The following is a 20,214-nucleotide window of genomic DNA, read 5'->3' as shown; positions in this document are numbered from 1 at the left end:
GGTCAGGTATTTCGAATTCGATGCGTGTGGGTCAATAGCGTTGGGCTTCTGCGCATTCATGGATGAAAGCTTGGACCACGAAGGAGTTGGGCGTGGATAGAAGACTTGCTGCTGCCGGTGTATCGCGTATCGCCCCTCTGAACATGGCCATTCGACTCGGGATTGTCGGGTTGATGGTTGGCCTGGCAAGTCCTGAGGCATTAGCCACCTGCTCAACGGCAGGTTCTACCGTGACCTGTACGGGCGTGCCGAGCCTGCCGCTGTTTCTGAATAACTTCAGCAGCGCCACCAACGGCTTGACCGTGAACGTCAACGCGGGCGCGCAGATGAATGCGACGCTGGGCGGCCACGTGCTGGACCTCACCGGCGTCAACATCAGCTTGAACAACTCGGGCACCCTCGACCCGGCACTTCTGGGCCTCGTGTCGGTACTCAGTGGTGGCGCTTTCATCGGCACTGGCGCGTCGAGTACGGTCAGCGTACTCAACAATGCCAGTGGCATCATGCGCGGCACCGGGATGTTGCTTGGGCTCAATCTCACGAGCCTCGGCGGCCTGGCGCTTTCAGTTAACAACGCAGCGACCGGCACCACGAGCATCACCAACAACGGCACGATTACCTCCACCGGTTTGTCGGTGGGCGGCATAACGCTGGCCGACACGCCGGTGGTCGGGGTATACGGCGGTTCCCAAGTCAACATGGTCAACAGCAGCACCGGCGTTATCAATGGTCGGGTGGCGTTCGAAACCTCTGCGGCGGGCAACACGTTCACCAACGCCGGTGCGATCACGGGCGGCGTCTCGATGGGGGCGAACGGCGCCAACACCTTCACTGCCGTTACCGGCTCCAGCGTGAGCGTGGGCGACGGTGTCCAGGTCAGTGTGGGGTTGGGCGGCCTGGCTGGGATCAATTTGACCTTTGGCCCGACGGGCACGGTCGATGGCGGTGCGGGGGGCGTCAACTCACTGATTCTGCAGAACCCTGTCGGCGTCGGCGGCGGTACTACGGGCGTGGGCACTGCGTCGAGCGCCAATTACGTCAACTTCAACAACCTGACGATCAACAGTGGCACCTGGACCCTGCAAGGTCCGCTGGTGTCGGGCAGTACCACGCTCAATGGCGGGGTTGCGCAGTTCAATAACAATGCGTCGTTTGGCAGCGGCGTGCTGACCTCCAACGGCGGGGTCCTGCAGGCGAGCAACGCGGGCTTGAACGTCAGTAATCTGGTGTCGCTCGGCGCGGGCGGCCTGACGGTCCAGGGTACCAACGCCACGACGTTGTCCGGCGTGGTCTCAGGCGCCGGGGGTTTGACCAAGGTCGGCAGCGGCCAACTGTCCCTGACCGGCATCAACACCTACCTCGGTAACACCACGCTCAACGGCGGCACGGTGCAACTGGGCAATAACCAGGCTTTCAGTACCGGCACGGTGACGTTCACAGGCGCGACGTCACTGTCGGCGCCTGGCACGATCAACCTGAACAACCTGATCACCCTCAACGGTGCCATGACGGCCACCGGCACCGGCGCCCTGACGCTGGCCGGCGCGATCAGCGGCGCGTCGGGCATCAGCAAAACCGGCACCGGCAGCCTGACCCTCAGCGGCAACAACAGCGGCTACACCGGCACCACCAGCCTGGGCGCCGGCACGTTGGTGTTGACCAGTGGCAATGCCCTGGGCAGCGGCGCCTTGAGCGTGACGGGCAATGCCAACCTGGACGCCATCGGGGCGCCGACACTGAACAATAACCTGGCCCTGACCGGCGACCTGACGCTGACCGGCACCAACCCGCTGACCCTCGCTGGCGTGATGTCCGGCGCCGGTGGCTTGATCAAAACCGGCGCAAGCCTGCTGACCGTGACCGGCAACAACACCCGCAGCGGGCTGACCTCGCTTAACGGCGGTGGCCTGGTGGTGGGTTCCAACACCGCCTTGGGCACGGGCGCGCTGAATACCGCAGCGGGCACCTCGCTGGACGCCAGCACCGCTGTCACCCTCGGCAACGCCGTCAATCTGACGGGCGCGTTGACGGTTGGCGGCACCCAGGCGCTGGGCCTTGGCGGCGTCATCTCCGGCAACGGGGGCCTGATCAAAAACGGCGCCGCTGCATTAAGCCTCACGGGTGCCAACACCTTCACCGGCAACACCAGCCTGAATGCCGGTGCGCTGGTGCTGGGCAACAACACGGCATTGGGCACAGGCGGCACGCTGACCACCGCCGACAACACCACGCTGGATGCCAGCAGTGCAATCAACCTCAACAACGGCCTGAACCTGACTGGCAACCTGAACATTGCCGGTAGCAATACCCTTGGCCTGACGGGCGTCCTCAGTGGCGCAGGCGGGCTGACCAAGAATGGCACGGCCGCGCTGATTCTCAGCGGCGCCAACACTTTCCTCGCCGGCACCACGCTCAATGGCGGCACGTTGAACGTCGGTAACGACCTGGCCTTGGGCACTGGCGCGCTGAGCGTGGCCGGTGTTTCGACGCTGGATAACGCGGCGGGTGTCAACCTGGCAAATGCCATCAACCTGGGCGCCGACCTGACCCTGGCCGGCACCACCCCATTGACCCTCAGCGGCGTGATTGATGGCGCCTCGGGCCTGATCAAAAACGGCGTTTCCAGCGTCGTGCTCAATGCTGCGAACACCTTCCAGGGCGGCACCACGCTCAACGGCGGTACGCTCACAGTGGGCAACGCAAGCGCGCTGGGCACCGGTGCCCTGACCGTAGGCGGCGCAGCCAGCTTGAACAGCAACGCGGGGCTCGCCCTCAATAACGCGATTACCCTCAACGCCAACCTGACGGCAGGCGGCGTCAGCCCGCTGACCTTGAACGGCATCATCAGCGGCGCGAATGGTTTGGTCAAAACCGGCACGTCGAGTCTCATCCTCAACGGTGTCAACACCTACACCGGCCCCACTGCACTGAGCGCCGGTTCGTTGGTTGTTGGTTCCAACACCGCGCTGGGCACCGGCGCGTTGAGCGCAACGGGCGGCACCACGCTGGACGCCGGTGCTGCGGTGAGCCTGAGCAACAACGTAAACCTGGGCGGCACCGTGACCGTGGGTGGCAGCAACGCGCTGACCCTCAATGGCGTCGTCGCGGGCATTGGTGGCTTGATCAAAAACGGCCCGGCCGACCTGGTCCTGAACGGTGCCAATACATTCCTGGGTGATACGGCGCTCAACGCCGGCAAGCTGGTGGTCGGTGCCAACACCGCGCTCGGCGCCGGTACGCTGAATGCCGCCGCCGGTACCGGCCTGGACGCCAGTACCGCAGCCAGCTTGAACAACGCGGTCAACCTTGCCGGTGCGTTGGGTATCGGCGGCACTGCCGACCTGACACTGACCGGGCTGGTCAATGGCGCAGGCAGCCTGGTCAAGAATGGCGCGGCTAACCTGATTCTCAATGGCGCCAATGGGTTTCTGGGCGGCACCACGCTCAATAACGGCACGTTGACGGTCGGCAATAACACCGCCTTGGGGCTTGGCGACTTGACGGTTGGCGGCGCCGCTACCCTGGACAGCAGCGCGGCTGTCAACCTGGGCAATAACGTAGCCCTCAATGCCGGCCTGAGCGTGGGCGGCACCAATGGCCTGACCCTGGGCGGCGTGATCAGCGGCACTGGCCCCTTGATCAAAAACGGTGCCGCCAACCTGACCTTGAATGGCATCAACACCTTCAGCGGCGGCACCACCCTCAATGCCGGGGCCTTGACCTTGGGTAACGCTAATGGCCTGGGCAGCGGCGCGTTGACTGTCGGTGGCGCGGCGACCCTGGACAACAGTGCATCCTTCGGCATCGGCAATGCCATTGCGCTGAATGCCGACCTGACCGTCGCCGGTAACAACAACCTCAACCTGAACGGTGTGGTCAGCGGCGCCGGCAACCTGATCAAAAATGGCCTGGCTGACCTGACATTGAGTGGCACCAACACCTTTACCGGTGCGGTGAATATCCTCTCCGGCAGCGTGACCACGCTCAGCGCCGGTGCCCTGGGCAACACCTCCGGCGCCAACATCAGCGCCGGGGCGGCACTCAACCTCGGCGTGGACAGCAGCCTTGCAGCGTTGACCGGCAGCGGTTCGGTGCAGCTCGGCACAGGCACCACACTGAGCGTCGGCGGCCTCAACACCACCAGCACCTTTGACGGCGACCTCAGTGGCGGCGGCGGCCTGACCAAAGTCGGCATCGGCACCCTCAACCTCACCGGCATCAACGGCCTCACCGGCAACACCGCCATCAATGCGGGCACCCTGAACCTCAGCGGCTCGTTGGGCAGCAACCTGGTCGATGTCAACAGCGGCGGCACCCTGACCGGCACCGGTTCGCTGTTGGGCACAGTCAACATCAACACAGGCGGGCACCTGGCGCTGAGCAGCGGCAATACCTTGTCGGCCGGCGCGCTGGCATTGGGGGCAGGCGCCAATCTGGATGTGGCCCTGGGCGCACCGTCGACGACATCCTTGCTGAATGTGGGCGGCAACCTGACCCTCGCCGGCAACCTGAACGTGACGGATGCCGGTGGTTTCGGCGTTGGCGTCTATCGCTTGATCAACTACACCGGCGTGCTCACCGACCTGGGCCTGAATGTGGCGAGCGTACCGGTCGGATTTGGCCTGGGTGACCTGGTGGTGCAAACCTCTGTGGGCAACCAGGTCAATGTGCTGGTATCGGCGCCCAACGCCAATATTCGTTTTTGGGACGGCAGCCAGACCATTCCTAACGGTACCGTGGATGGCGGCACCGGTATCTGGACCAGCGCCGGCACCAACTGGACCAACGTCAACGGCACGCTCAACCAGGCATGGGCCAGCGACTTTGCGGTGTTCCAAGGCGCGGCGGGCACCGTCACGGTGCAAGGGCAGCAACTGTTCACGGGCATGCAGTTCGCCACCGACGGCTACACCCTGGTCAGCGGCGCCGGCGGGCAATTGACGGCTGTCAACGGCACCACCGGCAACACTGCCATTCGTGTTGACCCAGGCGCCACCGCGACCATCGGCGTGAACATCGACGGCATCGGCACGCTCAATAAACTCGACACCGGCACCCTGGTCCTCAGTGGCGCCAACACATACAGCGGCGGCACCACGCTCAACGGCGGCACGCTGGTGGTTGGCAGCAACACCGCGCTGGGCAGCGGTGTGTTGACGACGGTGAGCGGCACGACTCTGGACAGCAATGCCGCAGTGACCCTGGGCAATGCGCTGCTCCTGAACGGCAACCTGAGCGTGGCCGGCAGCAATGCGCTGAGTCTCAATGGTGCGGTCAGCGGCGTCGGCGGCTTGATCAAGAACGGCACGGCCAACCTGACATTGGGCGGCACCAATACCTTCCTCGGCCCGGTGGCCTTGAACGCGGGTGGGCTGATCCTGGCCTCTAACACGGCGTTGGGCAGCGCCACCTTGAATGCGGCCAACGGCACGACGCTGGACGCCAGCACTGCGGTCACGGCCAATAACGCGATCAATCTTGCCGGTAACCTGGGCATCGGCGGAACGGCCGACCTGATACTGGCGGGCAGCATCAACGGTGCAGGCAGCCTGACCAAAAACGGCGCGGCCAACCTGATACTCAGTGGTGCCAATGGCTACCTCGGCGGCGTGACGCTGAACGCGGGTACCCTGACCCTGGGAACGGGCACCGCCCTGGGCCTGGGTAACCTGAGCGTCGGCGGCGCCTCGACCCTGGACAACAGCGCCGCGCTGGCCGTGGCCAATAACGTGGCGTTGAACGCCGCGCTGACGGTGGCCGGCAGCAATGACTTGAACCTGGGCGGTGTGCTCAGCGGCAACGGGGCGCTGGTCAAGAACGGCGCGACCAACCTGACGCTCGCTGGCGTGAATACCTATCAAGGCGGCACCACCCTGAATGCAGGCACCCTGACCCTGGGCACCGCAGCCGCCCTGGGCACTGGTGCCTTGACCGTCGGCGGTGCAGCCAGCCTGAACACCGCTGCTCCTTTGGTGCTGGCCAATGCGGTCAACGTCAATGCCGCGTTGACGGTGGGCGCTCTCAATAACGATCTGGGCCTGACCGGCGTGCTGGCGGGCAGCGGTAACCTGATCAAGACCGGCACCGGCGACCTGAATCTGGCCGGCAACAACAGCTTCTCCGGCCTCTTCGATGTACAAGCCGGCAGCCTGACCACGTTGGGCAATGGCGCGCTGGGCGTAGGCGCCGGGGTCAACCTCGGCAGCGGCACGCAACTGAACCTGGGCGGCTCGGCCAGCCTCGGCGCCCTGAGCGGCAACGGCGTGGCCCAGGTCGGCACCGGCAACACGTTGAGTGTGGGCGGCAACAACCTGGATGGCAGCTTCGGTGGCGTGCTCACCGGCGCGGGCAACTTCACTAAAATCGGTAGCGGTGCATTGACCCTCGGCGGCATCAGCTCGCTGACCGGTGATACCCAGGTCAATGCCGGCAGCTTGCTCGTCAACGGTTCGCTGGGCAGCGCCACTGTGGGCGTCGCCAGCGGCGCCACCCTGGGCGGTACCGGCACCCTGGCGGGCAACGTGAACATTGCCGATGGCGGCCATCTGGCGGTGAACTCGGGCAATGCCCTGACCGTCGGCTCGCTGGTACTCAATGGCAACTCCAACCTTGATGCGGGCCTGGGCGCGGCGTCCACCGGCGGCACGGCACTGATCAATGTGGGCGGCAACCTGACCCTCGACGGCACGCTGAATGTGCACGATATCGGCGGCTTCGGCGTCGGTCTCTATCGCCTGATCAACTACACCGGTAGCCTGACCAACAACGGCCTCGCACTCGGCAGCGTGCCGGTGAACGTGTCGCTGGGCGATCTGGATATGCAGACCAGCATCGGCAACCAGATCAACTTGCTGGTCAATGGCAGCACCAACGTGCAGTTCTGGGATGGCAGCCAATTGTTGCCGAACGGCACTGTCGATGGCGGCACCGGCAGCTGGAATGCCGGCGGCACCCACTGGACCAGCCTCAACGGCCTGGCCAACACTGCCTGGAGCCCCAACAGCTTCGCGATCTTCCAGGGCGCGGCGGGTACCGTCACCGTGGACGGCGCTCAAGCAATTACCGGCCTGCAATTTGTCACCGACGGCTACAACCTGGTCGGCGGCGCGGCGGGGGCCTTGACCTTGTTCAACGGCACGGGCGGCAATACGGCCGTGCGTGTTGACCCTAACGCCACTGCGACGCTGGGCGTCACGCTCAACGGTGGCGGCACGTTGGCCAAACTGGACGCGGGCACCCTGGTGCTCAACGGCGCCAACACCTATACCGGCGGCACCGTGCTCAACGGCGGCACCTTGGTGGTCGGCAATAACAGCGCGCTGGGTACCGGTGCGCTGACCACGGCCAACGGCACCACCCTGGACAGCAACGCTGCGGTCAGCCTGGCCAACGACGTGACTGTCAACGGCGCGCTGACGGTTGGCGGCAGCAATGCGCTGACCCTGGCCGGCACGGTGGCGGGCACCGGCAGCCTGATCAAAAATGGCATCGCCAGCCTGACCTTGAGTGGCAACAACAGCTATGCCGGGCCTACCGCGCTGAATGCTGGCGGGCTGATTCTGGCTTCCGACACCGCGTTGGGCGCCGGCGCCCTGAATGCCGCTGCCGGAACCACCCTCGACACCCGTTCCGCCGTGACCCTGGCCAATGCGGTGAACCTGGCGGGCAACCTGGGCATTCTCGGCAGTGCCGACCTGACCCTCAACGGCCTGGTCACCGGTGCCGGTGGCATGACCAAAACCGGCGCGGGCAACCTGACGCTCAACGGCAACAATGCCTACCTCGGTGGCACGCAGTTGAATGCAGGCACCTTGACCCTGGGCAACGGCGCGGCACTGGGCAGCGGCGCGCTGGCCGTCAACGGTGCGGCAACGCTAGACACCAGCACTGCACTGGCGCTGGCCAATAACACCACGCTCAATGCTGCGCTGACCGTCGGCGGCACCGATGGCCTGAGCCTTGACGGCGTGGTGGATGGCAGCGGTTCGTTGAGCAAAAACGGCACCGCCAACCTGACACTCAATGGCGCCAACACCTACAGCGGCGGCACCACCCTCAATGCCGGTACGCTGACCGTTGGCACCGCCACCGCCCTGGGCTCGGGCGCGCTGACCGTGAGTGGCGCGGGCACGCTGGACAACAGTGCGCCGCTGGTACTGGCAAACGCGGTGAATCTCAACGCCGACCTCAGCGTGGCCGGCAGCAATGACCTGACCCTGGCCGGTGTACTGGCGGGCAACGCGGCGCTGATCAAGAACGGCGCTGCAGACCTGCTGCTCAGCGCCAACAACACCTTCACCGGCCCGCTCACGGTGGTGGGCGGCAGTGTGACCACCGTGGGCAATGGAGCGCTGGGTAACACGTCGGGCGTCAACGTTGGCGCGGGCACCCGTCTCAACCTGGGTGGCAATGCCAACCTCAACAGCCTGGCCGGCAACGGCACGGTTCAGGTGGCGGGCGGCACTACCCTGGCGGTGGGCGGCAGCAACCTGGACAACACCTTCGCGGGTGCGCTGAACGGCGCCGGTAACCTGGATAAAAACGGCACCGGCGCGCTCAACCTGACCGGCGCAAACGCCATCAGCGGCGCCGCCAACGTCAATGGCGGCACCTTGAATGTCAGCGGCTCGCTGGCCAGCGGCACCGTCGCGGTCAACAACGGCGCGACCCTGACCGGCACCGGCTCGTTGGCGGGCGCCGTGACGGTGGCCGACGGTGGTCACATCGGCCTGAACACCGGCAGCACCTTGTCGGTGGGCTCGTTGGTGCTGGGCGGCAACGCCAATCTGGACGTCGGACTCGGCGTTCCGGTGGTGGGTGGCGGTAATGGGCTGCTCAATGTCGGCGGCGACCTGACCCTGGGCGGCAACCTTAACGTCACCGATGTTGGTGGTTTCGGCAGCGGCGTCTATAACATCATCAATTACGGCGGGGCCTTGACCAATAACGGCCTGACCCTCGGCACGCTGCCCGGCAGTGTGATCCCGGGTGACGTAGAGGTGCAGACGGCCATCAGCAACAAGGTCAACGTGTTGGTGACGGCGCCCAATACCACCGTGCAATTCTGGGATGGCGGCAACCTGATCGGCAATGGCGCCATCGAAGGCGGCAACGGTACCTGGGGCACCGGCCTCACCAACTGGACCAATGTCGATGGCACGCTCAACCAGAATTGGGGCAGCAGTTTTGCAGTGTTCCAGGGCGCTGCGGGTAACGTGAGCGTGGATGGCACGCAAACGATTACCGGCATGCAGTTCGTCACCGACGGCTATAACCTGGCCTCCGGCACGGCGGGCGTGCTCAATCTGGTCAACGGCGGCACCGGCAACACCGCGATTCGGGTCGACCCGAACGCCACCGCCACCCTGGGCGTGACCCTGGCTGGCGCGGGCACCCTGGCCAAACTCGACAGCGGCACCCTGGTGCTCAACGGCAGCAACACCTACACCGGCGGCACCGCGCTCAATGGCGGCACGCTGGTGGTGGGCAGCAACAGCGCGCTGGGCACGGGCACGCTGACGGCCGCTGACGGCACCACGCTGGACAGCAACGCAGCCGTCACGCTCGACAACGCTGCGGTACTCAACGGCGCATTGGCCATTGGTGGCAGCCGTGCGTTGACGCTCAACGGTCGGTTCAGCGGCAACGGCAGCCTGTTGAAAAAAGGCGCGGCGACACTGACCCTCAACGGCGCCAACACCTACAGCGGTGGCACCGGCTTGAATGCCGGCCAACTGGTCCTGGGCAACAACGCAGCGCTCGGCACCGGCGCGCTGACCGTTGGCGGCGCTGCCGCTCTGGATACCAGCACCGACCTGCAACTGGCCAATGCCATCAACCTGGGTGGCCCGCTGACGCTGGCCGGCAGCCATGACCTGGCCCTCAACGGCGCGGTCAGCGGCACCGGCAGCCTGGTAAAAAATGGCACTGGCGCGTTGCTGCTGACCGGCGCCAACACTTACAGCGGTGGCACCACACTCAATGGCGGCAACACCACCGGCAATACCACCAGCCTGCAAGGGGCGATTGTCAACAACGCGACACTGACCTTCGAGCAGGGCGCCGATGGCACCTACACCGGCAACCTCACCGGCGCCGGCGTGTTGAATAAAACCGGCACCGGCGCGTTGCTGCTGACCGGCAATAACACCTTCACCGGCAACACCAACGTCAACGCGGGCAGCGTGCTGGTCAATGGCACGTTGAACAGTGCGGCGGTACAGGTTGCCAGCGGTGCGACGCTCGGCGGCAGTGGCACGCTGGGCGGCGCAGTGAACATGGCCGATGGTTCGGTACTCAAGGCCGGGGCGGCGACGCCGCTGTCGGTCGGTTCGCTGGCGTTGTCGTCCGGCACCACGCTGGACTTCACCCTCGGCGCACCGGGTGCGTCGACCACGGCGGTGAATGTGGCGGGTAATCTGACCCTGGATGGCACGCTCAACGTCACTGACGCGGGCGGCTTTGGTGCCGGCGTTTATCAACTGTTCCGCTACGGCGGCAGCCTGACCGACAACGGTTTGACCCTTGGCACACTGCCCGTCGGCGCAGGCGATCTGACCTTGCAGACGGCACTCGCCAACCAGCTCAACCTGCTGGTGCAAACCGCACCCGGGCAGATCCAGTTCTGGAACGGCGGCACCACCAACCCCGACGGCACCATCACCGGTGGCAGCGGCACCTGGGGCCCTGGCACCAACTGGACCGATCCGACCGGCACCCAAGGCCAGGCGTCGAACAACCAGTTTGCCGTGTTTGGCGGGCAGGGCGGCACGGTCACCGTGGTCGGCAACCAAGGCTTTACCGGGCTGCAATTTCTTGACCCTGGCTACACGCTGACGGCGGGGGCAGGGGGCACCTTGTCGCCTACCGGCACGGCGGTGGTGCGGGTCAATTCGGGCGTCACCACGGAGATTGCTGCGCCGATCGTGGGCGGCGGGGCGATCAACAAACTTGATGCCGGCACCTTGTTGCTGACCGGCGCCAACACCTACACCGGTGGCACTACCGTCAGCGGCGGTACGTTGGCCGGTAACACGCTCAGCTTGCAAGGCCGGTTCTTGAACAATGCGCGCATGCTGTTCGTGCAGGCCACCAATGGCACCTTCAAGGGCACGTTGACCGGCACCGGCAGCCTCACCAAACAAGGCGCCGGGGCGCTGTTGCTGACCGGTAATCAGCCGTTCAGCGGCACCGTGGCAGTGGATCAAGGCGTGCTGCAAGTCGGCAACGCGGCCAATCCGGGCACGGTGTTCGGCGGGCAGGTGACGGTCGCCAATGGCGCGGGCCTGACCGGTAACGGCAGTGTCGGTTCGCTGGTCAACAACGGCAGCGTGACACCCGATGGCGGCAAGCTGACAGTGGCCGGTAACTTCACCAACGCCAGCACGGGCGCACTGAACCTGGTCATCACGCCTTCGGTCAGCGGTTCTCTGGCGGTCGGCGGCACGGCTAACCTGGGCGGCACCCTGAATGTGATCAACCTGGCGCCGTACACCGGGGCAACCACCTACACCCTGCTGACAGCCGGCGCGGTGAACGGCACGTTCAGCAACACCAACCTGGAGAACCTGGCGTTCCTCTCCACCTCGCTGGACTACAGCCCTACCCAAGTGGCGTTGGCGGTCAGCCGCAATAACGTCAGTTACGCCAGCGTAGCGGCCACCGGTAACCAGCGTGGCGTGGCGGCTGCACTCGACAGAGGCGCCGCCGTGGGCGGGGCCGCGGTGCAAAATGCGTTGCTCAACACCGATGCTGCCGGGGCGCGTGCCGCTTTTGACAGCTTGTCCGGCGAGATCCACGCCAGCACCGCCAGCGCAATGCTTGAGGATTCGCGCTACATCCGTGACGCGGTCAACGAGCGCCTGCGCCAACCTGGCTGCTATCGCGAGGACGACCCACGCAACAGCCTGGCGCCAAGCGAAAACCGCCTGAGCAGTGCCGGTTGCCATGGCGAGATGGTCGGCTGGATGCGCGTGCTTGGCACCTGGGGCCATATGGGCGGCGACAGCAACGCTGCCAAGCTGGACCGCAACCTTGGCGGCTTCCTGCTTGGCACCGACAAGCAAGTGGATGACGCCTGGCGTGTCGGCGTGGCCGCCGGCTACACCCGCAGCGACCTGGAAGCCAAGCGCCGCAGCTCCAGCGCCGACGTCGACAGCTACCACTTGATGGCCTACACCGCTTACCAACAGGAAGCATTCGCCGCGCGTATGGGCGTGGCCTACAGCTGGCATGACATCGAAAGCAAACGCGACGTGGCGGTCGCTGGCGAAGGTCAGCGTCTGAAAGCCGATTACAAGGCACGCAGCGCGCAAGTGTTCGGTGAAGTGGGCTATACCCTTACAGCCGGCAGCGTGGCAGTCGAACCGTTCGCCGGCCTGGCCTACGTCAACTACGACAGCGACACACTCAAGGAGAAAGGCGGGTCGGCGGCGCTGCGCGGCGATGCTGATCAGGACGTGACCTTCTCCACCTTGGGCGTGCGTGTTGGCCAGACCATCACCCTGGGCAACGGCTCGAAAATCACCCCTCGGGGCAGCATCGGCTGGCGCCACGCCTTCGGCGATACCAAGCCCGATGCCGACTTGAGCTTTATCAACGGCGGGGGTTCGTTCAGCACCCAAGGTGTACCGATTGCCAAGGACAGTGCGGTTCTGGAGGCGGGGCTGGATTACCAGATCAGCCAGAACGGCAAGCTGGGCCTGGGCTACTCGGGTCAACTCTCGCGTAACGATAAGGACCACGCGATGACCGTCAGTTTCTCCCTCGGTTTTTGATCAAGGCCGAGCACCTTTAACCGCCCGTAAGGGCGGTTTTTTTTGGGATTTTTGATGAGCCCAGTGCCGAGGCACGCTCTTTGTGGCGATGGGGCTTGCCCCCCGTTCGGTTGCGAAGCAGCCCTTCAAACAAGGATGCGATGTGTCAGATACTCCGCAGCGGCTGAATCCGGGGCTGCTGCGCAACCCAACGCGGGGCAAGCCCGCTCGCCACACGCTGTGTTTCAATCTGGGAATACGCCCATTAAAAATAGTGAATCGCGACGTTTGCCGGTGGCGAGGTCATGATCGACAACTTCGCTGACTAAGTCGCATTGAGGCACTCACATGAACCAACTTCTCGCCCTGCGCGCCTTCGTCCGTGTCGTCGATACCGGTTCGTTCAGCCGTGCGTCCGACCAGCTGGCGCTGCCACGCTCCACGGTCAGCAAGCTGATCACCGACCTTGAAAAACACCTGGGCCTCAAGTTGATACACCGCACCACCCGCGCCTTGGCGCCGACGTCCGAAGGGCTCGAATACTATGGCCATGCACGGCGGCTGGTGGCTGAGCTGGATGAAGTGGACAGCGCCGCGCGCGGGCAAATTCTCAAGCCCGGCGGGCATCTGCGCGTGGACGCACCGGCCTCGTTTGCCAATTGCCTGTTGATCCCGGCGCTGGTGGATTTTCATCGGCAGTACCCCGACATCACTATTGCCTTGGGGATCAGTGACCGTGCCGTGAACATCGTCGGGGAGGGCGTTGACTGCGTGATCCGTGCCGGCACGCTGGACGACATGGCAATGATCGGGCGCAAGGTGGCTGACCTTGAGTACCTGACCTGCGCGGCGCCCAGTTACGTTGCCCGCAGGGGGCTGCCGGCCTCGCCCGAGGACCTGCAGAACAACCACCTCAAAGCCGGTTATTTCTTCACCGGCTCGGGCAAGCCGGAGCCGCTGATTTTCGAGAAGGGCGGGCAGCGTATCGAGGTCAACGGCTGCGCCTTCTCGACCAACGAAGGCAATGGCCTCAAGGAAATGCTGCTCGCCGGCCTTGGCGTCGGCCAGCACTTCACCTCCATCGTGCAGTACTACCTGGACACTGGCCAATTGGTCAGCGTATTGCCGGACTGGTCGCGCCCGCCCACGGCGCTGCACATCCTTTACCCGCCCAACCGTCACCAGAGCGCACGGCTCAAGGTATTTACCGAATGGGTGATGCATACGTTCGGTGTCAGGGAATAATCGCGGTCACACGAATCTCTACACGCATGGTCGGCAGACCCAGCGCCTGCACGCCGACCTGCGTCCAGATCGGCGCGTGGTCGGGCATGTAGCGCCGGTACTGCTTGACCATCGCCTCGTTGACCTCCGGTGGGAAGCCACCGACGTGGTAGGAGTTGACGTGAATCACATGCGCCCACTGCGCGCCAGCGCTGGCCAGGGTGCGCTCCAGGTTATGAAAGGCCCGGGCGATTTCTTCGCCGAGGTCGGCAGGGATCTGGAAGTCATCATCCCAACCTCCCTGGCCGGAGGTTTCCACGCGGTTACCGACTTTGACCGCCTGGGAATAGTGCAGGTGTTCGCGCAGGTAATCGCCATAACCTGGGGTGACAAAAAACTCGGGCGTGCTCATGGTGTTTCCTCGGTTCAGTACTAGACAGGGCGAATGCTAGTGGACTGAATGCGCGAACAACATCCCGGTTTTTTGCCATGACTATCTATCGGTTTGCACAATCGGCTTGCGGAAAAGCCCTATCGCCAAGCCGCTGATGATGACCGTGATGAAGACCAGGTGGGGCGTGGAAATGCGCTCGCCCAGTATCAGCATCGAACTGCCGATGCCGAATACCGGTATCAGCAACGACAGCGGCGCCACGGTTGAAACGGGGTAGGCCTTGAGCAACGAATTCCAGCCCCAATAGGCAAAGTGCGTGGCCAAGTAGACCTGAAACAGGATCGACATCACCGCCGTGAGGTCGAGGCTGGCGGGCACGTTCTCGAACGCGGTGCTGCCGTGCATCCACCAGGCCATTAGACACAACGGCACCGGCGGAAACAGGCTGGCCCACACCATGAACGAGAAAATTTCCTTCACCCCCGACGCTTTGATGATGATGTTGCCGATGCTCCATGCCAACGCGCTGAGCACGATCAGCAGCACGCCGAGCACCGCATGCTCGCCGTCCTGGGTGCAGATGATCCCCGTCAGGCCAATCAGGGCGAGCAAAGCGCCGACCCACTGCGCACGGCGAATATGTTCCTTGAACAACAGATAGCCCCAGCCCAGCGTGAAAAACACGCTGAGCTGAATGATCAGCGAGGCGATTCCAGGGCTGACGCCTGCCTGGATGCCGTAGTTGATCACGCCCCACATGCCCAGCCCGAAGATAACGCCATAGGCCGCCACATAGCCGAACTTGACGGCGGGGCGCTTGATGAAGAACACCAGCGGCAAGGCGGCGAGGGTAAAGCGGATGCCGGTCAGTACAAACGGGTCGATTGAGCGCAAGCCCAACTGGGTAATGGGGAAGTTCAAACCCCACACCAGGGTGACGAGCAGGGCGAGGGCGAGGTGTTGCTTGTGCATGGGCGGGCCTTTGAATGGGTTGATCCGGGCCATCATGCTAGGGCGGGGCCGTATGGCCCGCTTGCTATGTCAGGTCATAATTTGACACTATCGGGCCATGATCCCGACATTTGAAACCACTGACCCTGAAGCCGTCGTCACGCTGCGCGACTATGCGTGCGGCACTGTCTTCGAGCGGCATACCCATGCACGCGGGCAATTCGCCTATGCCTCTACCGGCGCGTTGAGAATGTTCACCGACCTCGGCAATTGGGTGGTGCCGCCGCAGCGGGCGATCTGGGTGCCGGGCGGTGTGCCCCATGAAATGCACATGCGCGGCGACGTGGTGATGCTCAATACCTACCTCGATGACCAGGCTGCCAAGCGGGCAGGGCTGCGGGATCGTTGCCAGGTATTCGAGGTGTCGCCATTGCTCAGGCATCTGTTGGAAGCGGCACTGGCGATCGCGCCGTCGGCGGCGATTACGGTCCGTCAGCAGTGCATATTGACGCTGTTGATCGATGAAATAAGCGCCATGCCCGAAGTGCCCCTCAGCGCGCCGTTGCCTGCCGAGCCACGTCTGGCCCAGGCTTGCCGGCGTTTTCTGCAGGCCCCTGCGCAGACCATCTCCCTGGATGAGATGGCCCAATGGTCGAACATGAGCCGACGCACCTTCACTCGCCATTTCCACGAAGGCACCGGCATGACGTTTGTGGCCTGGCGTCAGCAGGTCTGCCTGCTTGAAGCCACTGCGCGGCTCAGTCATGGCGCCTCCATTACCGAGGTGGCGTTGGGGTTGGGTTTCAGCAGTTCCAGCGCCTTTACCGCGGTGTTCCGGCGAAACCTGGGAGACGCGCCCGCGCGCTACCTGGCCAAATCCAGGGCAGCGTCTGCGTTCTGAAAACGGCACACGTCGGTCAGGATTCACCTTCACCAAGGTCATGCTTTGTTACTATCGCCGTCCATCGTTACCAGGAGTCACCGGCCCATGCAACACCAGTGGGATGAAATGCACCGCACCCGCAAGCCCACGTTTGTACTGTGCGGCGAGCCTCAGGGGGATGTGCTCAATCTCTACGTTCACGGTTATTCGGCCTTCTTCAACCGCCAGCAACTGGGCAATTTCAAGCAGCAGCTGGCGAGCATCGAAGGCTCGACCAACCTGATGCTGTTCTGGCCGGCGGGGCATTTTCTCGAAAACCTGTTTGCGCCCTTCAAGGATGTGATCACCTCGATGCTTGGCGGCGGCGGGCTGGGCGCCGCAACGGTGGGCGTGGGCAAGGCGATTGCCTATTTCCTCGACCATTACAAAAGTGTCGAGGCGCGCGTCGATGAAGTGGCCAAGACCCTGTTGCCTGAACTGGCCAGTTACCTGCACGCGGAGTCGCTGGAGGTACGGCGCATCAACCTCATCGGGCATTCGCTGGGCGCGCGCATTCTGGTCAAGAGCGTGCTGGCCAGCCCCGAGGTGGCCCGCGAACTGCCGCTGAACAACCTGTTGCTGATGGGCGGGGCGATCTGTACGTCGAGCCCGTGGGATGAAGTGTCGGCGCCGCTCAAGGGCCGTGTGATCAACTGCCACTCCAGCAAAGACTGGGCGCTGGCCATGAAACCGGACACCGAACGTTGCATTGGGCGTTATGCAATTGATGTCACGCCGGCGCTCAAGGCCAAGGTCACCAATGTGCACCTGGCGACGTTCGACCATGCCGCTTACTGGCCGCAGCTGAAAACGGTGGTGCAATACACCGACCTGTTGCAGGAACGGCGCGGCATGATCCGCGCCGATCAGCGCAGCACTGAAGTGCGCTTTGCCGAGGAGGACGTGGAGTTGTTCCCGGCGTTGGTGCAGGCGCGGCCGGACGAGTTGAAGTTCCTGGCCGAATTGATGGCGCAAAAACGCAGTGCATCGATCGATGCCGGCGTGCGCGAACCGCTGAAACTGGCCATCGAGTTGCAGCGCATGGGCGGTGACAGCTTTATGAACCTGGCCCGTGGCCATGGCGTGAGTTATCGCCAGATCGCCGAAGATGTGGCGCAGCGCCTGGGGATCAAGTTTGACCAAGCGCTGGAAACCGTTGCGCTGGCGGACATCGAGGCCCAGGTCGCGGAGAAACTGATCGAGCAATACAAGGACAAGCTCAGCCGTGCGGACCGTCAAGCCTTCGACGCCGAACTCAAGGCGGCCGCGCAAAAAGAGCAGGGCTTGTTCAACCGCTTCGATGTAGGCCGCTCGGCCACCACGGCCTTGAGTGGCACGGCGTTGGCGGGGTTGACCGGGTTTATCGTGCGCCGCGGTGCCGCCACGGCGATTCCGGTGGTGGGCCAGGCATTGGCCGCGGCGATGCTGCTGGTGACGGGCGTGCGGGCGTTTTCCGGCCCGGCGTACTCGATTACCACTTTATCGGTGTTGATGATCGGCATGATTCGCCAGCGCATGGAGCGCGAGGCGCTGAACCAGGAGATGGACCTGGTGGTGCAGGTCGTGGACACGTTCCACCTGCCGCGGGAGACGGTGATGCGCACGGTCGTGTCGGACTGATAAGCTGCGGCTCTGACTTGTATGTTTGCCTGGGATACCGCGTGAAATTCAGCCTGCCGAAAATCGCTACTGCCCCATTCTGCCCGCCGGAAGTGGCCGGCTCCGTCATCGTTGACCCCAAGGCTTCGTTTTTCAAACGGGCGCTGATGTTCGCCGGCCCCGGCCTGCTGATTTCGATTGGCTACATGGACCCCGGCAACTGGGCCACGGCCATCGAGGCCGGCTCGCGCTACGGGTACAACCTGTTATTCGTGGTGCTGCTGGCCAGCCTGGCAGGCATGGCTGTGCAATGCCTGTGTTCACGGCTGGGCATCGCCACCGGCAAAGACCTGGCGCAACTGTGCCGTGAGCGCTACAGCAAACGCTCGGCGCGCACGCAGTGGGTGCTGGCGGAAATTTCGATCATCGCCACCGACCTTGCCGAAGTGCTCGGCTGCGCCCTGGCGTTTCACCTGTTGCTGGGCGTGTCGCTGACCACCGGCATCGTCATTACCGCGTTCGACACGCTGTTGATCCTGGCCTTGCAAAACCGTGGTTTCCGCCGACTGGAAGCGATCATGCTGGCGCTGGTCGCGACCATCGGCGTGTGCTTCTTTATCGAACTGGTGCTGATCAAACCCTACTGGCCGGACGTGTTGAGTGGCTTCGCCCCGTCACTGTCGGCCATCAGCGACGCTGCGCCGTTGTACCTGGCCATCGGGATCCTGGGTGCCACGGTAATGCCGCATAACCTTTACCTGCACAGCTCCATCGTGCAAACCCGGCTGATCGGCAAAGACCTCGCCAGCAAACAGGACGCGGTCAAACTGGCGCGTATCGACACCATCGGCTCACTGGCCCTGGCCTTGCTGGTCAACGCGGCAATCCTGGTGCTGGCCGCCGCTGCGTTCTACAAGACTGGCCACACCGACGTGGTCGAGATTCAGGATGCTTACCACCTGCTCGACCCACTGGTGGGCGGGGCTTTTGCCAGTGTCCTGTTTGGTATCGCGTTGCTCGCCTCCGGGCAAAGTTCGACCTTCACCGGCACGATTGCCGGGCAGGTGATCATGGAGGGTTACCTCAACCTGCGCATTCCCTGCTGGCAGCGCCGCCTGATCACCCGAGGCCTGGCACTGATCCCGGCGTTTTTGGGGGTGTGGCTGATGGGCGACGATGCCATTGGCAAGTTGCTGATTCTGAGCCAGGTGGTCCTCAGCCTGCAGTTGCCGTTCGCGCTGTACCCACTGATCCGCATGACGGGTGACAAGCAATTGATGGGGCCGTTTGTGAACCGTCTGCCCACGCGGCTATTGGCGTGGTTTCTGTTTGCAGTGATCAGCGGGGCGAACGCGTGGTTGATTGGGCAGTGGTTGTTTTGAATCACCGGTCCCAATACGGCACCGCGCCAAAACACTCGACAAAATAATCAATCACCGTGCGCACCTTCAATGACAGCCGGCGGCTGCCGGGCCATAACGCGGCAATCTGCTGCGGCTCAAGCGTCGTCGCCACGTCGTACTCGGTCAGCACCGCCTGCAAGGTGCCGGCGCGCAAGCCTTCGCCGATCAGCCAGGACGGAAACACCACCAGCCCCAGGCCTTGTTCAGCAGCGTGGGTGAGGGTGTCGGCGTGGTTGCCGGTGATCGGGCCTTTGACGCTGTAGGGCGTCCAATCGCCCTGGTCGCGGCGGAAAAACCAGCGTTGCTGGCCGGTGATGCCCTTGTAGGCCAGGCACTGATGGTTGACCAGCTCGTCGGGGTGGCGCGGTGTGCCATGCCGGGCCAGGTAGGCAGGGCTGGCGGCGATGCGAAAGCGCTGCGGCGCGAAGATGCGGGCCTGCATGCCGGAATCGTTGAGCACGCCGATACGAAACAGCAAGTCGGTGCCGTCTTGCAGTGGGTCGACGTAGGTGTCGGTTTGCTGGATATCCAGTTGCAACTTGGGATAGCGCCGGCACAGCTCGCCCAGCCACGGCGATAGATGACGCTGGCCGAACACCATCGGCGCGTTGATGCGTACCAGGCCGCTGGGTTCGCTTTCCTGTTCCTGCAACGCCTGGCCGGCTGTTTCCAGTTGTTCCAGCATCAAGCGCGCATGATGCCCGAGCAGGCGCCCGGCCTCGGTAGGGCTCACGGCGCGGGTGTGGCGGTACAACAACTGTTGGCCGAGTGCCTGCTCCATCAACTGGATCTGCCGAGAAATGGAGGAGGGCGCCAGGCTTTCCCGGCGCGCGACTTCAGAAAAGCTGCCGTGATCCAGCACCGCGACAAACAGGCGCAACGCCTTGAAACTCAATTCATTCAAGCCCTGCATCATGGTCTCCAAGCTGTGCGTTTTGCGCAAAGGTGTTATCCGCATGCTCCCAT

General features: G+C 63.9%; 8 protein-coding genes. 5 read left to right on the top strand and 3 right to left on the bottom strand.

The window, feature by feature from the left end:
* Positions 1 to 92: 92 nt before the first annotated feature.
* A complete protein-coding gene (locus tag C4J83_RS17595) occupies positions 93 to 12,776 on the top strand; it encodes an autotransporter-associated beta strand repeat-containing protein (RefSeq protein ID WP_372239274.1) in 12,684 nt (4,227 codons plus the stop codon).
* Positions 12,777 to 13,103: 327 nt separating this feature from the next.
* Positions 13,104 to 14,000 (top strand): LysR family transcriptional regulator, encoded by an 897-nt coding sequence (locus tag C4J83_RS17590; RefSeq protein ID WP_124417767.1) that lies wholly within the window; start codon positions 13,104 to 13,106, stop codon positions 13,998 to 14,000.
* On the opposite strand, the gene C4J83_RS17585 is transcribed toward C4J83_RS17590, so the two are convergent.
* Positions 13,990 to 14,391, bottom strand: coding sequence for a RidA family protein (locus C4J83_RS17585; RefSeq protein WP_106579622.1), 402 nt, complete (start codon positions 14,389 to 14,391; stop codon positions 13,990 to 13,992). The genes C4J83_RS17590 and C4J83_RS17585 overlap by 11 nt on opposite strands.
* 81 nt (positions 14,392 to 14,472) lie before the next feature.
* Complete coding sequence (locus tag C4J83_RS17580; protein ID WP_124417766.1) at positions 14,473 to 15,345, bottom strand: EamA family transporter; 873 nt, start codon at positions 15,343 to 15,345, stop codon at positions 14,473 to 14,475.
* A gap of 97 nt (positions 15,346 to 15,442) precedes the next feature.
* On the opposite strand from C4J83_RS17580, the gene C4J83_RS17575 reads away from it, so the two are divergent.
* The 3 genes from C4J83_RS17575 to C4J83_RS17565 all read left to right on the top strand — a co-directional run bounded on the left by C4J83_RS17575 (position 15,443) and on the right by C4J83_RS17565 (position 19,227).
* Positions 15,443 to 16,225, top strand: a complete 783-nt coding sequence (locus C4J83_RS17575; protein ID WP_124417765.1) for an AraC family transcriptional regulator — start codon at positions 15,443 to 15,445, stop codon at positions 16,223 to 16,225.
* A gap of 87 nt (positions 16,226 to 16,312) precedes the next feature.
* Positions 16,313 to 17,866 carry a DUF726 domain-containing protein gene (locus tag C4J83_RS17570; protein ID WP_124417764.1) on the top strand — a complete coding sequence of 518 codons (1,554 nt, stop codon included), beginning with the start codon at positions 16,313 to 16,315 and terminating at the stop codon, positions 17,864 to 17,866.
* Between the two features lie 41 nt (positions 17,867 to 17,907).
* Complete coding sequence (locus C4J83_RS17565; protein ID WP_106579625.1) at positions 17,908 to 19,227, top strand: Nramp family divalent metal transporter; 1,320 nt, start codon at positions 17,908 to 17,910, stop codon at positions 19,225 to 19,227.
* Position 19,228: 1 nt separating this feature from the next.
* Here C4J83_RS17565 and C4J83_RS17560 read toward each other — a convergent pair whose 3' ends face one another.
* Positions 19,229 to 20,161, bottom strand: a complete 933-nt coding sequence (locus tag C4J83_RS17560; RefSeq protein WP_124418885.1) for a LysR family transcriptional regulator — start codon at positions 20,159 to 20,161, stop codon at positions 19,229 to 19,231.
* Between the last annotated feature and the right edge of the window lie 53 nt (positions 20,162 to 20,214).

Origin of the sequence: Pseudomonas sp. LBUM920 (assembly GCF_003852315.1) — a bacterium.
In the GTDB taxonomy this organism is placed as follows: domain Bacteria; phylum Pseudomonadota; class Gammaproteobacteria; order Pseudomonadales; family Pseudomonadaceae; genus Aquipseudomonas.
The sequence above is the reverse complement of the archived record's forward strand: the minus strand, read 5'-3'. Positions and strand labels throughout refer to the sequence as shown.